Annotated in this window: 12 protein-coding genes, 1 pseudogene and 1 riboswitch; of the genes and pseudogenes, 2 read left to right on the top strand and 11 right to left on the bottom strand. The window is 73.7% G+C overall.

Annotated elements, in window-relative coordinates; genetic code table 11:
- The 6 genes from ACQP03_RS13125 to rpe form a co-directional block, all read right to left on the bottom strand.
- Positions 1 to 1,263 carry a bifunctional 3,4-dihydroxy-2-butanone-4-phosphate synthase/GTP cyclohydrolase II gene (locus tag ACQP03_RS13125; RefSeq protein WP_357133397.1) on the bottom strand — a complete coding sequence of 421 codons (1,263 nt, stop codon included), beginning with the start codon at positions 1,261 to 1,263 and terminating at the stop codon, positions 1 to 3.
- Between the two features lie 151 nt (positions 1,264 to 1,414).
- Entirely contained in the window at positions 1,415 to 2,104 is a 690-nt protein-coding gene (gene pnuC, locus ACQP03_RS13120; RefSeq protein WP_357133399.1) for a nicotinamide riboside transporter PnuC, read from the bottom strand.
- Positions 2,104 to 2,721, bottom strand: coding sequence for a riboflavin synthase (locus ACQP03_RS13115; protein ID WP_357397346.1), 618 nt, complete (start codon positions 2,719 to 2,721; stop codon positions 2,104 to 2,106). Before ACQP03_RS13115 ends, pnuC begins: the two co-directional genes overlap by 1 nt.
- A gap of 1 nt (position 2,722) precedes the next feature.
- A complete protein-coding gene (gene ribD / locus ACQP03_RS13110) occupies positions 2,723 to 3,784 on the bottom strand; it encodes a bifunctional diaminohydroxyphosphoribosylaminopyrimidine deaminase/5-amino-6-(5-phosphoribosylamino)uracil reductase RibD (RefSeq protein ID WP_357397348.1) in 1,062 nt (353 codons plus the stop codon).
- Positions 3,785 to 3,942: 158 nt separating this feature from the next.
- A riboswitch (FMN riboswitch) is annotated at positions 3,943 to 4,113 on the bottom strand.
- Between the two features lie 78 nt (positions 4,114 to 4,191).
- Positions 4,192 to 5,148: a response regulator gene (locus ACQP03_RS13105; protein WP_357133405.1), complete on the bottom strand. Its 957-nt coding sequence runs from the start codon at positions 5,146 to 5,148 to the stop codon at positions 4,192 to 4,194.
- A 1-nt stretch (position 5,149) separates the two neighbouring features.
- Positions 5,150 to 5,830: a ribulose-phosphate 3-epimerase gene (gene rpe / locus ACQP03_RS13100; protein WP_357397351.1), complete on the bottom strand. Its 681-nt coding sequence runs from the start codon at positions 5,828 to 5,830 to the stop codon at positions 5,150 to 5,152.
- Positions 5,831 to 6,084: 254 nt separating this feature from the next.
- On the opposite strand from rpe, the gene ACQP03_RS13095 reads away from it, so the two are divergent.
- Both ACQP03_RS13095 and ACQP03_RS13090 read left to right on the top strand, forming a co-directional pair.
- Entirely contained in the window at positions 6,085 to 6,975 is an 891-nt protein-coding gene (locus tag ACQP03_RS13095; RefSeq protein ID WP_357133410.1) for a septum formation family protein, read from the top strand.
- An 84-nt stretch (positions 6,976 to 7,059) separates the two neighbouring features.
- The gene (locus ACQP03_RS13090; RefSeq protein ID WP_357133412.1) at positions 7,060 to 7,950 is read left to right on the top strand and encodes a septum formation family protein; all 891 of its coding nucleotides are present in this window, start codon (positions 7,060 to 7,062) and stop codon (positions 7,948 to 7,950) included.
- A gap of 87 nt (positions 7,951 to 8,037) precedes the next feature.
- On the opposite strand, the pseudogene ACQP03_RS13085 reads toward ACQP03_RS13090, so the two are convergent.
- The 5 genes and pseudogenes from ACQP03_RS13085 to ACQP03_RS13065 all read right to left on the bottom strand — a co-directional run bounded on the left by ACQP03_RS13085 (position 8,038) and on the right by ACQP03_RS13065 (position 14,770).
- Positions 8,038 to 9,515 (bottom strand): annotated as a pseudogene (locus ACQP03_RS13085) (RsmB/NOP family class I SAM-dependent RNA methyltransferase).
- A complete protein-coding gene (fmt, locus tag ACQP03_RS13080; protein ID WP_357175969.1) occupies positions 9,470 to 10,396 on the bottom strand; it encodes a methionyl-tRNA formyltransferase in 927 nt (308 codons plus the stop codon). Before fmt ends, ACQP03_RS13085 begins: the two are co-directional and overlap by 46 nt.
- Positions 10,397 to 10,401: 5 nt before the next feature.
- Complete coding sequence (gene def, locus ACQP03_RS13075; RefSeq protein WP_355243190.1) at positions 10,402 to 10,959, bottom strand: peptide deformylase; 558 nt, start codon at positions 10,957 to 10,959, stop codon at positions 10,402 to 10,404.
- A gap of 45 nt (positions 10,960 to 11,004) precedes the next feature.
- A complete protein-coding gene (locus ACQP03_RS13070; protein ID WP_433460928.1) occupies positions 11,005 to 12,273 on the bottom strand; it encodes a cytochrome P450 in 1,269 nt (422 codons plus the stop codon).
- Between the two features lie 79 nt (positions 12,274 to 12,352).
- The gene (locus tag ACQP03_RS13065) at positions 12,353 to 14,770 is read right to left on the bottom strand and encodes an ATP-binding protein (protein WP_433460926.1); all 2,418 of its coding nucleotides are present in this window, start codon (positions 14,768 to 14,770) and stop codon (positions 12,353 to 12,355) included.
- Positions 14,771 to 14,801 lie beyond the last annotated feature (31 nt).

The raw sequence follows: 14,801 nt of genomic DNA, 5'->3' as shown, positions 1-14,801 counted from the left end.
TCATGCTCCGATCTCGTCGTTGGCGACCGGACGCCCCAGCGGCGCCTCGGACACCTCGTCCAACTCGTCCAGCAGGTGACCCATCCGGTCCCGCTTGGTGCGCAGGTAGCGCAGGTTCTCCGGGTGCGCGCCGGCCGGCAGGCTCTCCCGGCCGGTGATGGTGAGCCCGTAACCCTCCAGCCCGGCCCGCTTGGCCGGGTTGTTGGTGAGCAGTCGCATCGAGCGCACGCCCAGGTCGTAGAGGATCTGAGCGCCGGTGCCGTAGTCGCGGGCGTCGGCCGGCAGGCCCAGGTCGAGGTTGGCGTCGACGGTGTCGCGGCCCTGGTCCTGCAACTGGTACGCCTGGAGCTTGTGCAGCAGCCCGATGCCGCGTCCTTCGTGGCCGCGCACGTAGAGCACCACGCCCCGGCCCTCACGGGCGACCCGGGCCAGCGCGGCGTCCAACTGCGGCCCGCAGTCGCAGCGCAGCGAGCCGAACACGTCCCCGGTCAGGCACTCGGAGTGCACCCGGACCAGCACGTCCTGGCCGTCGCCGAGGTCTCCGATGACCATGGCCACGTGCTCGGCCGGGTCGTGCTCGGCGCGGTAACCCAGCGCGCGGAACACCCCGTGCCGGGTGGGCATCCGAGCCTCGGCCACCTGCTCGACCTGCTTCTCGGTCCGCCGCCGGTAGGCGATCAGGTCGGCGATGGTGATCAGCACGAGGCCGTGTTCGGCGGCGAACTTCTCCAGGTCCGGCAACCGCATCATGGTGCCGTCGTCGTTGACCAGCTCGCAGAGCACGCCCGCCGGACGCAGCCCGGCGAGCCGGGTCAGGTCGATCGCCGCCTCGGTGTGGCCGGGCCGGCGCAGCACCCCGCCCTCGCGGGCGCGCAGCGGCACCACGTGCCCGGGACGCGCCAGGTCCGTCGGGTCGGTGGCCGCGTCGGCGAGCAGTCGGATGGTGTGCGCGCGGTCGGCCGCCGAGATGCCGGTGCTGACCCCCTCCCGGGCGTCGACGGTCACCGTGTACGCGGTGCCGCGCCGGTCCTGGTTGGTGTGGTGCATGGGCGGCAGGTCGAGGCGGTCGGCCTCGCTCTCGGTCAACGGCACGCAGACGTACCCCGAGGTGTAGCGCACCATGAACGCCATCAGCTCCGGCGTGGCCAGCTCGGCCGCGAAGATCAGGTCGCCCTCGTTCTCCCGGTCGGCGTCGTCGACCACGACGACCGGCCGTCCGGCCGCGATCTCGGCGATCGCCTGCTCGATGTCGGCGAAGCTCATGCCGCCACTCCGCTTCGCCGAACGGTCCGAGCCCCGGCCGGGTCGGTCTGGCCCGGCACGGCCACGCGGCCTCGGCCGGGGGTCGGACTGTGAGCAGTGGCGTCATGAGGCACCATGGCGCTTGACCTGATGATTCGCTCGCTTTGCTCGCTCATGCGACGGCCTCCGTGTAGGTGGGTGGGAGCGCGGCGGCCGGGCGGGTGGCGCGCGACGTGTGCCACCAGGCGGCGAAGCCCCAGGCGCAGAGGGCGCCGTAGATCAGGTACATGGCCGCCGACGGGTAGAACCCGCCGCGCAGCAGCAGCGGCACGCCGACGGCGTCCACCGCGATCCACACCAGCCAGAACTCGACCCAGCCGCGGGCCATGCCGTAGGTGGCGAGCAGACTGCCGGTGAGGATCCAGGCGTCCGGCAGCGGACCCCAGGAGCCCAACGCCTTGAGCAGCGGGTACGCCGCGGCGGTGCCGACGACGGCGGCCAGCAGCAGGGCGAGCCGTTCCCGCCCGGTGGCCCAGCGTGGCAGCACCGCGGCGTGCTGGGCGTCGGCCCGACGGTTGCGCTGCCAGCGCCACCAGCCGTAGACGCTCACCGCGAAGAAGAAGACCTGCCGGCCGGCCTGCCCGTACAGGTCGTGGGCCTGCGGGGTGGCGAACACGCCGCCGAGGAAGACGGTGAACAGCAGCGCGTTCCCGATCATGCCGACCGGCCAGGCCCAGACCAGCCGGCGCAGCCCGAGCAGCGCCGAGATCAGGCCGAACGCGTTGCCGACGATCTCCCGGACCAGCACCGGCGAGCCGGCCACCTGCACCTGGGCGTCGAGGAGCCAGCCGAGGGCGCCCATCAGGCCACCTCGCCGGTCTCGGCGAGCCGACTGCCCAGCAGCCGCTCGACGTACTTGGCCACCACGTCGACCTCGAGGTTGACCGGGTCACCGACGCCCTTCGCGCCGAGGGTGGTCAGCTTGAGGGTGGTCGGGATGAGCCCGACGGCGAACTCGTCGACGCCGACGGCTGCCACGGTCAGCGACACGCCGTCGATCGTGATCGAGCCCTTCTCCACCACGTACCGCGACAGGTCGGCGGGGAGCCGGAACCGCACGGTCTCCCACTGCTCGGCCGGTTCGCGCGAGATCATCTCGCCGACACCGTCGACGTGCCCCTGCACGAGGTGCCCACCGAGGCGGCTGCCCAGCGCGGCGGCCCGTTCCAGGTTGACCGGGTCGCCCGCGTGCAGCGCGCCCAGCGCGGAGCGGCGCAGGGTTTCGCCCATGACGTCGGCGGTGAAGACGCCGTCGGCCGCGTCCACGACGGTCAGGCAGACACCGTTGACGGCGATGGAATCACCGTGCCGGGCGTCGGAGGTGACGAGCGGGCCCCGCACGGCGATCAGCGCGGAATCACCCGCCGTGGCCGTGACGCGCACGATCTCGCCCAATTCCTCGACAATGCCGGTGAACATGTCAGCCCTCCCTCTTTCGGGGCAAAGCGGTGATCCGGAGATCCGGACCGACCTGCGTAACGTCGACGAGCTCCAGATCGATGGCCTCAGCGATGGTCGTCACTCCCGCGTCGACCAGGGCGGTGGGGCCGGCGCCGAGCAGCCGCGGCGCGACGTACCCGACGATCTTGTCCACCAGGCCGGCGGCCAGGAACGCGCCGGCCAGCCGGGGCCCACCCTCCAGCAGCACGGCGCGGACGCCGCGCTGGTGCAGCGCCGCGAGCAGCGCCGGCAGGTCGACCCGGCCGTCCTTGCCCGCGCCGACCTCGGCGGCGGTCGCGATCCACGTCCGCGCGGCGCCGTCGCGGACCCGGGCGTCCACCGGGGTACGTCCCGAGCTGTCCACCACGACCCGCAGCGGCTGCCGGATGGCCAGGCTGCCGTCGCGCAGGTTGCGGGCGGTCAGGCGCGGATCGTCGGCGAGCACGGTGCCCACCCCGGCGATGACCGCGTCGACAGTGCCGCGCAGCGCGTGCACGTCGATCCGGGCCGCCTCCGAGGTGATCCACATGCTGGTGCCGTCCGCGGCGGCGGACCGGCCGTCGAGGGTGGCGGCGTACTTCCAGATGACGTACGGCCAGCCCCGGCGCATCGAGGTCAGCCAGGCCACGTTGCCGGCCTCGGCCTCCTCGCCGCGTACTCCCAGGTCCACCTGGACGCCGGCGGAGCGCAACGTGGCGGCGCCGCCGGTGGCCACCGGATTCGGGTCCGGTACGGCGATGACCACCCGGCCCACGCCGGCCTGGACCAGCGCGGTGCTGCAGGGGCCGGTGCGGCCGGTGTGGTCACACGGTTCCAGAGTGACGACCGCGGTGCCGCCCTTGGCCCGCCGGCCGGCCTGGGCCAGCGCGACGATCTCGGCGTGCGGTCCGCCCGCGTACGCGTGGAAGCCCTCGCCCACGACCTGGCCGTCCGCGTCGAGCAGCACGCACCCGACCACCGGGTTGGGGCTGGTGGTGCCCAGCCCGCGCGCCGCCAGCTCGATCGCACGCCGCATCGCCTCGTCGACGGAGACGCTGGCCATCGCCCTGTCCTGCCCTCTCACTCGCCTCATCGCGCGGGCGGTCAGGGAGGCGGTATGGACCGCGGGCAGGCGGCGGCGGATTCCGGGTACGGCACAGCCGCCCCGGTTGGGCGGCACGGCACGCTGAAGCCAGCGGCCGGCTCGGACCCGTCCGTCCCGCGCGCTGTCTCCCATCCGGACTGTCTGGGCGCGGACGAGCCGCACCCAACCGTCGGCCCCGGATTTTCACCAGGTCCACCGGGCGGCAGAGCCGTCCGGGTCGCGGGCTGACCACGGTTGGACCGTGGATCACCGCCGGTTCGGAATTTCACCGAGTCCCGCCAGCGCGTGGTGGGTACTTCGCAGTCTTACACGCCGAACCCGGCGTGTCGTTATTCAGGCGAGCTACTTCACAGCGGGATCACGCGTCAGGTGACGCCGCGCCGCCGGTCCACGGCGACATACGACCCCGGTTGGCTCTTGGCGACCGTCTTCATCTCCGAGGCCACCGCGATGGCCTCGAGCGGGTCGGTGAACCGCTTGCCGGCGTCGGACAGCGAGACGCCGATCGAGAGCGTGACCAGGGCCGCCCGGCGGATGTTGCCGCGCCGGTCCTTCAGCTCGACGAAGCCGCGCTCACGGTCGGTCGCGTCGTAGAGCGTGTCGGCGGACTTCTCGAAGTCGACCACCGCCCGAGAGGTGAGCGGGCGGACCTGGTCGGGCGCGCAGACGATCACGAAGTCGTCGCCGCCGACGTGGCCGAGGAAGGCCGGCGGCAGCCCCACCGCCACCACGGCCCGGTGCAGGCTGCGGGCCAGGGCGGAGATGAAGTCGTCGCCCCGGACGAAGCCGTACCGGTCGTTGACGCTCTTGAACCGGTCGATGTCGATGTAGCCGACCGCGTAGTCCACCCCCTGCCGGACCCGGTCGCTGATCTCCCGCCGGATGCGACTGTTGCCGGGCAGTCCGGTGAGCGGGGACACCTCCCGGAACTCCTTGTTGCGCCGCAGCGTCGAGGAGACCCGGGCCACCAGCTCGGCGGTGTCGAACGGTTTGACCAGGTAGTCGTCCGCGCCCGCGCTGAGCCCGTGGACCTTGTCCACGGTCATCCCCTTGGCCGTCAGCATGATCACCGGCAGGGCGGAGGTCATCGGGTCGGCGCGCAGCCGCCGGGTCAGCTCCAGCCCGTCGATGCGGGGCATCATGAGGTCGACCACGGCGAGATCCGGCCGCTGGCGCTCGATGACCTCCAGGGCCTCCTGACCATCGCTGGCGTGGATCACCTCGAAGCCGTGCAACCGCAGGTTGAACTCGACGAACCGGGCGATGTCCTCGTCGTCGTCGACGACGAGGATGACGTCCTTGCGGTCGACCTCGGGCTCCATCTCAGGCCTCGGGCGCCGCGCGTTCCGCCAGCGCCCGCAGGTGCCGTACCGCCTCCGCCGGGTCGGCGGCGCCGTAGACGGCGGTGCCGGCCACGAACGCGTCGGCGCCGGCCGCGGCCGCCTGCTCGATGGTGTCGGCGGCGATCCCGCCGTCCACCTCGATGCGCAGCTCCAGGTGCCCGGCGTTCACGTGCCGACGGGCGGCGCGGACCTTGTCCAGCAACTGCGGGATGAACCGCTGGCCGCCGAAGCCCGCCTTGATCGTCATGATCAACAGGGTGTCGAAGCTGGGCAGCAGGTCCAGGTACGGCTCGATCGGGGTGTCCCGGTCGATGGCCAGTCCAGCCTTCGCGCCGGCCGAACGCAGGTCCTTGGCCAGGGCCACCGGGTCGTCGGCCGCCTCGACGTGGAACGTGACGTTGTACGCCCCGGCGTCGGCGTACCCCGGGGCCCACCGACGCGGGTCGGAGATCATCAGATGCACGTCGAACGGCATCGTGGTGGCGGCCCGCAGGCTCTGCACCACGGGCAGCCCGATGGTCAGGTTGGGCACGAAATGGCTGTCCATCACGTCCACGTGCAACCAGTCCGCGGCGTCCTCGACGGCACGGACCTCTTCGGCGAGGCGAGCGAAATCGGCGGCCAGGATGCTCGGCGCGACGATTGGCGGCGGTACGGTCACGGGGCCAGTGTACGAACGCGGCCACCCGCCGCCCGCAGCACGGCACCAACTCCGACACGCTGTGATCCACCAGTGACCAGTAGTGCAGAATAAACCGGTCCGGATCCTCGAATCCGGACGAACAGACATCAGTGGCTGGCCGATCGACCCAAACGCGACGACACTCCAAGCGGGACGGTGCCGTAGGCTGCACGCCCGCCGGGGTCGCGCCACGGGGCGCGGCGACCGGTCGCCAGCTCCCGGGAGGGCGGACGATGCGACGGTGGCTTGCAGCGCTGGCGCTGGTCGGCGTCACGACGATGCTGCTGTCCGGCTGCGCGCCGGCACGCGGCGCGGACGGTGATCTCACCGACGACTGGCCGGAGTTGCGGGTTCCCCGACCGTTCACCCCGGCCACCGACACCTGCCTGCCCAGGATCACCGCGGTCGTGCAGGCCAGCACGTACGAGACCGTCGACTGCGCCCGCAGCCACCTCGCCGAGGCGATCCACGTCGGCACGTTCACCGGCCCGGCCGCGCGGGCCGGCGCCCGGCCGGGCCCGGGTTCGACCGCGCTGCGCGCGGCCCGCGCCGAGTGCGACCAGCGGGCCCGGGACGTGCTCGGCGGTGACTGGCACACGGCCCGGCTCACCCTGACGCTCTCGCTGCCCACGGCGCCGGCGTGGACCGGCGGCGCACGCTGGTTCCGCTGCGATCTCAGCGAGACCGACAGCATCGACAACACCCGCCCGGTGAACCGCGTCGGCAGCCTGCGTGGCGCGCTGATCGGCGACAGCCCGCTGACCCACCGCTGTTTCGACCCCAAGCTGATCGGCGACAACCTCAACTACATGGCCCCGGTGCTCTGCACCGAGCCGCACCGCGCCGAGTTCGTCGGCGTCTACGAGGAGAAGGACCTGAGCTGGGCGGCCTTCACCCGCTCCGGCGAGCAGGCGCACCGGCGCTGCATGGCGCTGATCGCCGCGTACGTGGCCGTGCCCAACAACAGCGAACTGCCGTACCGGGCCGGGTCCATCTACTACCCACCGTCGCAACGGGAGTGGGAGGAGGGCGACCGCGGGGTGCGCTGTTTCCTGTGGAGCGACGACCGGAAACTCACCCGTTCGATGCGCGGAGCCGGCCCCGAGGGACTACCCGCGATCTGACCTACGGTGCCGTATGCTGCTGCGCCGTGGCGTTACCGGCCGGCTGGAGGTCGACCGGAGGTCACCGGCGGCGGGAGGTCGAAGATGCGACGGTGGTTGACGGCGATTGCCGGAGGCGCGGCGGTGGCCCTGGCCCTCACCGGCTGTGGCACGCCCACCGGAGTTGACCGGAACCTCACCGACGACTGGCCGGCGCCCGTGGCGGCGCAGCAGTTCGTTCCCGCGGCCGGTGTCTGCCACCACTCCTTTCAGCAGGTCGGGTTCCTCAGCGGCTACAACCCGATGGAGTGCAGCGAGGCGCACCGGGTGGAGACGATCCACGTCGGCACGCTCACCGGTCCCGGCGCGGAGCGCGGCACCACCCCACCCCCGGGCTCCGAGGGCATGCGGGCCGCACAGGCCGGCTGCGAGAAGGAGGTCACCAAGGCGGTCGGCGGCGACTGGCGCTCCGGACGCCTGGGACTGACCGTCGTGCTGCCGTCGGCGCCCGCCTGGGCCGGCGGCGCCCGCTGGTACCGCTGCGACGTCACCGAGATCGCCAGCATCGACGACACCGCCGTCGACCTGCGCACCGGCAGTCTGCGGGGCGCGCTGGCCGGCGCGGCCCCGCTGGCCTACCGCTGCTTCAACCCGAAGCTGGTCAAGGACGACATCGAGGCGATGGTGCCGGTGTCCTGCACGGCGAAGCACCACGCCGAGTTCGTCGGGATCTGGCGTGCCCCGGACATCAGCTACGCGGAGTTCAACCGCACCACCAAGCGCACCCACCGCGCGTGCCAGTCGGTCACCGCCAAGTACGCCAAGGTGCCGGACGACTCCAAGCTCGACTTCCGCGCCGGGACGATCTACTACCAGCCGTACGAGCAGGAGTGGAAGAACGGCAACCGTGGGGTGCAGTGCTTCCTGTGGATCAGCGACCGAAACCTGACCCGCTCGATGCGCAACGCCGGCAACAAGGGCCTCCCCATCACCTGACCCCCCTCTCGCTGAGCTGAAAGGAAGGGCCCCTTGTTAACGCCTGGCGTATAACAAGGGGCCCTTCCTTTCACTTAGCGGGGCGGCTCAGCCTCGGCGCAGGACGGCGAGGAACATCGCGTCGGTGCCGTGCCGGTGCGGCCACAGCTGCACGGTGGGGCCGTCACCCAGGCCGGGCATGCCGGCCGGCAGCAACGGTCGGGCGTCGACGAAGTCCACCGCCACGCCGCTGCGACGGGCCGCCTCGGTGACCGTCACGTGGGTCTCCACCGTGTGCGGCGAGCAGGTCACGTAGGCGACCAACCCGCCCGGCCGGACCGCCCGCAGCGCCGCGCCCAGCAGCTCGCGTTGCAGCCGGGTCAGCGGCGGCAGGTCCGACGGCTGCCGCCGCCAGCGCGACTCGGGACGCCGGCGCAGCGAGCCCAGCCCGGTGCACGGCGCGTCCACCAGCACCCGGTCGAAGTGGCCCTCCGGCAGCTTCGGGTCCGCGCCGACCTCACGACCGTCCATCGCGAGCACGGTCACCGGCAGGCCCCGGGTCGCCTGGGACACCAGCCGGGCCCGGTGCTCGGCCACCTCCACGGCGGTCAGGCGGGCGCCCGCTGCGCGGCCAGCGCGCCGAGCAACCCGGCCTTTCCGCCGGGACCGGCGCACAGGTCCAACCAGCGCCCGTCCGGGCCGTCCAGCGGCGCGTCGGCGAGCGCGGCGGCCACCAGTTGGGAGCCCTCGTCCTGGACGTGGGCGCGGCCGTCGACCACCGCCGCCACGTCGCCCGGGGCGCCGCCGGGCAGATAGACGGCGTACGGGGAGAAAGCGCCGGGCGCCCCGCCGACCGCGTCGGCCAGCTCGACCGGATCGATCAACCCGGGTCGGGCGCACAGGTGCACCGGGGGACGCTCGTTGTCCTCGATCAGGAGTCGGGCCGTCTCGCCCAGGTCGCCGCCGAGCGTCTCGGAGAAGGCCCGCACGATCCACTGCGGGTGGCTGTAGGCCAGCGCCAGGTGCCCGACCGGGTCGGTCTCGATCGGCGGCGCGAGTTTGGCCACCCACCCGTCGATGTCACGGGTCGACACCTCGCGCAGCACCGCGTTGGCGAACCCGGCCGCGCCCGGCGCGACCGAGCGGACCAGGTCCACGGTCGACGACACGGCCGCGTGCGGGGGCACCCGCGTGTGCAGGAGCTGGTACGCCCCGATCCGCAGCGCGTCGCGTGCCGGCGGGTCGATCCGGGCCACGTCCCGGCCGGCCGCGTCGCTGAGGATCGCGTCCAGCGTGCCCAGGTGACGCAGCGTGCCGTAGGTCAGCTCGGTGGCGAAGGCCGCGTCGCGGCCGTACAGCCCCTCCTCGCGCAGGATGGTGGGCAGCACCAGGTTGGCGAAGGCGTCGTCGCGGTGCACGGCGGCGAGCGCCTCGTACGCCGCGCGGCGCGGCCGGTCCAGCGGCGGTCGCGCCGGCCGGCGGTCGCCACCGCGGCCGGTCGACGGACCGCCCCGGTATGGACGCGTCCCCTCCGGGGCCGTCACGCGAGTCCCTCGCCGGCGCTGACGCGGACGCCGCGCGCCCAGTCGGTAGCCGCCATGGCCCGCTTGCCCGCGGCGCGGACCTCGCCGAGGCGCACCGGCCCGGTGGCCGTGCCGGCCAGCACGCGGGTCTTCTCCACCAGCAACTCCCCCGGTTTCAGGTCCGGGCCGTCGGCCACCGTCACGACCGGGCCGAGCTTCACCCGCTCGTCGCGGAAGGTCGTCCACGCGCCGGGCGCCGGCGTGCAGGCGCGGATGCGCCGGTCCACCGCGAAGGCCGGGTCGCCCCAGCGGACCCGGGCGTCCTCCACGGTCAGCTTCGGCGCGAGGGACACCCCGTCGGCCGGCTGCGGCTCGGCGCGGGCGGTGCCGTCGGCGATCGCGTCGAGCACCGCCACGAGCAGCCCCGCGCCACTGTCGGCGAGGCGTTCCAGCAGGTCGCCGGAGGTGTCGCCGGGACGGATCTCGTCGGTCAGGGTGCCGTAGACGGGCCCGGTGTCCAGGCCCTGCTCCAACTCGAAGACGCTGGCCCCGGTCAGCTCGTCGCCGTGCAGCACGGCGTGCTGTACGGGTGCGGCACCCCGCCAGGCCGGCAGCAGCGAGAAGTGCAGGTTGATCCAACCGTGGCGGGGGATCTCCAGCGCGGACGGCGGCACCAGCGCGCCGTAGGCCACCACCGGCACACAGTCCGGGGAGAGCGCGCGCAGCCGGTCGAGGAACTCCGGGTCGCGGGGTCGGGCCGGCGTGAGCACCTCCACGCCGTGCTCGTCGGCCCAGACGCCGACCGGGGAGCGGGACAGGCCCCTCCCCCGTCCGGCGGGCGCGTCGGGTCGGGTGACGACGGCGACCAGTTCGTGCTGGGAGGCCGCGACGGCGGCCAGGGCCGGTACGGCCACCGCCGGAGTGCCGGCGAAGATCACGCGCATCCGGGTCACCGACCCAGACCGAAGGGGTCGCTGATGTGCGGGCTCAGCTTGACCGTGGGCGGGGCCGAACCGTCGTACCACTCGGCCTGGCGGATCGCCTTCATGGCCTCCTTGCGCCCCTGCGCGTCCAGTCGGTCCAGGAAGAGCACCCCGTCGAGGTGGTCGGTCTCGTGCTGCACGCAGCGCGCCATCAGGCCGCTGCCGACGATCTGCATCGGGTCGCCGAACGAGCTGAAGCCCTTGGCGACGACGTTCTGCCGACGCTTGGTGTCGAAGTAGAGCCCGGGGATCGACAGGCAGCCCTCCGGGCCGTCCTGCTCCTCCTCGTCGGGGAACTCCAGCACCGGGTTGATCAGGTGCCCGAGCACGTCGTCGACGTCGAAGGTGAACACCCGCAGGCTCACGCCGAGCTGCGGCGCGGCCAGACCGGCGCCGTTCTGCTCCCGCATCGTGTCGGTGAGGTCGGCGACGAGCCGACGTAGCTCGGCGTCGAAGTTGACCACCGGATCGGCCGGCGTGCGCAGCACCGGATCCCCAAAAAGACGGATGGGCTGGACGGTCACGCGGGACGGCTCCTTCGTCGGACGGGCGAGCGGTGCCGTACCAGTCTACGGAGTGCCCGGCAGCGCTCCGGCCGGCGTACCTCGATCGGCCGGGGCCGGTGTGCCCAGCGTCACCAGCAGGCTCTCGTAGCCGCGCAGGGTCAGCCGGGTCCGGTGCCGGGGCGGCTCGGCCAGTGCCAGCTCGGGCAACCGGCGCAGCAGCAGCGGGAACGCCAGCTGCGCCTCCAGCCGGGCAAGGCCGGCGCCGAGGCAGTAGTGCGGACCGGCACCGAAGGACAGCGGGTGCGCCTGCTCACGCGTGGGGTCGAAACGCTCCGGGTCGGTGAAGCGGCGGGGGTCGCGGTTGGCCGCGCCGAGCAGCAGCAGCGCCGTGCTGCCGGCCGGCAGGTCGAGCCCGCCGCAGCGCACCGGCGCCGCGCTGGTCCGGGTGGTCAGCTGCACCGGGGAGTCGTAGCGCAACAGCTCCTCGACGTACGCCGGGACGAGCCCGGGGTCGGCGCGCAGCGCGTCGGCGTCGTCGGGGTGGCGCAGCAGCACGACGAGGCCGTTGCCGAGCAGATTGGTGGTGGTCTCGAAGCCGGCCACCAGCAGCACCACCAGGTTGGCCAGCAGTTCGTCGCCGGTGAGCCGCTCGCCGTCGGCGTCGTGGACCTGGACCAGCGCGGTGGTCAGGTCATCGGCCGGTTCCCGGCGCCGGGCGACGATCAGCTCGACGAAGTAGTCGCGCAGCTCGGCTGCGCCCGCGTCGGCGACTGCCAGCTCCTCGGTGGTGATCTCCGGCTCCAGCACCCCGGTCATGTCGCCGGCCCAGCGGCGGAACAGCGGTCGGTCCTGCGCCGGCACGCCGAGCAGCGCGCAGATCACCCCGACCGGGAGCGGGTACGCGAAGTCGGCGAGCACGTCGACCGGCCGGCCGTCCTCGGCGCGCTCGATCATCGCGTCGAGCAACTCCTCGGCCTGCGCCCGCACCACGTCACGCATCCCGGCGATCCGGCGCGGACTGAACACCCCGGCGGCGAGCCGACGCATCCGGCTGTGGTCGGGCGGGTTGGTCCGCAGCATGGACCGGGCGATCGACTTCATCGCCGGGCTCTGCCGCCAGTTCGGCCACACCTGGTCCCGCAGCGCGTCGTCGAGCACCACGAGCCGGGGGTCGCGCAGCAGCTCGTCGACCTCCGGGTAGCCGGTCACCACGTACAGGCCGGGCAACGCCTCGACCACCGGACCGTGCGAGCGCAGCCGCTCGTACGTCGGGTACGGATCGACGCGTCCCTGCGGCGACAGGAGCAGTGTGAGCGCCTCGGCAGCCTCCATGGTCGGCCTCCCCGTCGATGCGTGGAAGGCTCCATCATCCCGGTGCCGCCGCCGGAAGGCATCCCCTGCCCGGCGCTCGTCAGCCCCCGGCGGTCGCCGCCGCGGCCAGCAGGGCACGGACCCGCTCGGCGTCGGGATGGCCGAGGTCGTCGAGGATGCGCAGGGCACGCCGCCAGGTCCGCACCGCGCCGACGGTGTCCCCCGCCGCCTGGCGGCTCTCGCCGAGCCGGGACAGGGTGTCCGCCTCGTCGTACCGGTCGCTGATCCGCCGGTAGAGCCGGAGCGCCCGCCCGTAACAGCGGATCGCCTCGGCGTGGTCACCCAGGCGGGCGTGGATGAAGCCCAGGCTGTCCCAGGTGTTCGCCTCACCGTGCCGGTCGCCGGTGCGGCGCAGCAACGTCAGCGCCTGCCCGCAGTGCGTGAGCGCCGGGGCGTACTGCCCGAGCTGGGCGTGCGCCCAGCCGACCGCGTTGCGGGCGCTCGCCTCCCCGGCGAGGTGGCCGGCGTCGCGGTACAGCGCCAGCGCCCGCTGCCCGTGCTCCAGCGCCTCGGCGTGCCGGCCGAGGCCGTCGAGCATCGCGCCGAACGCGCGGTGGGTACGCGCCTGCCCGGTGTGGTCACCCAACGCCCCGAAGATCGCCAGGGCGTGCCGGTAGTTGCTCGCCGCCTCGTCCACCCGACCCAGCCGGGACAGCACCCGGGCGAGGTCCCGGTGGGCGTTCGCCTGCCCGAGTCGGTCGCCTGCCCGGCGGGCCCCGGCCAGGGCGGTCCGCTGGGCGGCGGCGAGGTCCGGCCACCGCCCCCGGCGTTGCAGGAAGTCCACCAGCGTCCACGCCAGCTGCCAGGCGTGGCTGTCGAACCCGACGCGCCGGGCGTGCGCGACGGCCGCCAGGAGCACCGGGTACTCGGTGGTGAACCAGGCGAGCGCCCGCCCGTGGTCGATGATCTCCTCGGGCCGCACACCGGGGGCGACCGGGGCCAGGGTGACCGGATCCCGGCCCGGTTGCAGCAGCAGCGCGGCCGCGTGGGCGGTGTGCAGGTAGTGGTCCAGTCCACGCCGGATCGCGGCCCGTCGGGCGCCGGCCGGTTCGAACCGTTCGGCCTGCTGGACGGCGTACGCCCGGAGCAGGTCGTGCGCGCCGAACCGACCGGGGGCGTGCTCGGTGACGAGGTGCGCGTGGGCCAGCTCCGCCAGCAGTCGGGGCGCCTGCTCGCGGGGCACCCCGGCCAGGCTGGCCGCCGCCGCCACGCCGATGTCCGGGCCCGGGTGGCAGCCGAACAGCCGGAACAGCCGCGCGGCCGGGGGCGTCAGGCTCCGGTAGGACCAGGAGAACACGGCCTGCACGTCGGTGCCGGCGTCACCGGCGTCGAACGATTCCAACGGGTGGGGCGCCTCGCGCAGCTCGGCCGCGAGGCTGGCCAGGGGAAAATCGGGATTTGCCGCGCCCCGCGCGGCGAGTACCGCCAGCGCCAGCGGCAACCGCGCGCACCGCTCAATGATCTCGTCCACCGCCCCTGGCTCGAGGGTCAGCCGGTCCGCGCCGAGCCGGCGGGCCAGCAGCTGCCACGCCTCGGCGGCGCTGAGCAGCTCCACGCCCACCGGCCGGGCGCCCTCGGCGGCGACCAGACCGGCCAGGCGGTTGCGGCTGGTGACCAGGACCAGGCAGGTCGGGCTGCCGGCCAGCAGCGGCCGGACCTGCTCGGCGTCGCGGGCGTTGTCCAGCAGCACCAGCATCCGACGGCCGGCGAGCAGGCTGCGGTACAGGCCCACCTGCGCGCTCAGGTGGGTGGGGATCCGTTCGGGCGGCACCGCGAGGGCCTCGAGGAATCCCCGGACCGCCTCGACGGGCGTCACCACCGTGCCGGTGGCGTCGAATCCTCGCAGGTCGACGTAGAGCTGACCGTCCGGGAAGCGGTCGGCGACCCGATGCGCCCAGTGCACCGCCAGGGTGGTCTTGCCGACCCCGGCCGTACCGGACAGGGTCACCACCCCGGCGGGCGCCACGCCGCCGTCGTCGGCGGCGTCCGGGCTGGCCCAGGCGGTGTCGAGCTGCGCGAGCTGGGCGGTACGTCCGACGAATCCGGGCAGCGCCGGGGGCAGTTGACGGGGTACGGGGAGGCGGTTCGACGTCGCGGCGACCCGTGCGCCGCCGCCCTGGGGGCGCGCCGCCCCGGCGCCCGCCCGTACGTCGGTCGCGTGGTCGCCGGTCGGGCGTCGGCGTCGCTCCTCGATCCGGTCCCGCGCGGTGGCCAGCACACCCTGCTCGGTGGGGCTCGCGCCGAGCAATCGGATGAGCGCGTCGAACCGCTCCGGCGGGGGCAGGACGTTACCGGCGAAGTACTCCCCGATGATGCCGCGTGACCAGCCGGTCTTCGCCGCCAACTGCCGGTATGTCAGCCGGGTCTCGCCCTGCTGCCGTGCTTCGCGGCGGCGAAGTTGGCGCAGCAGACCGGCCAGATCCGGCAGGGTCTGCGCCGCGGCGGCACGGCGTGCCACGTCGCACCCCCCGGGCGACTCCTGGGCCCCG

It is taken from the genome of Micromonospora sp. CA-248212 (assembly GCF_050948405.1).
GTDB lineage: Bacteria > Actinomycetota > Actinomycetes > Mycobacteriales > Micromonosporaceae > Micromonospora.
The sequence above is the reverse complement of the archived record's forward strand: the minus strand, read 5'-3'. Positions and strand labels throughout refer to the sequence as shown.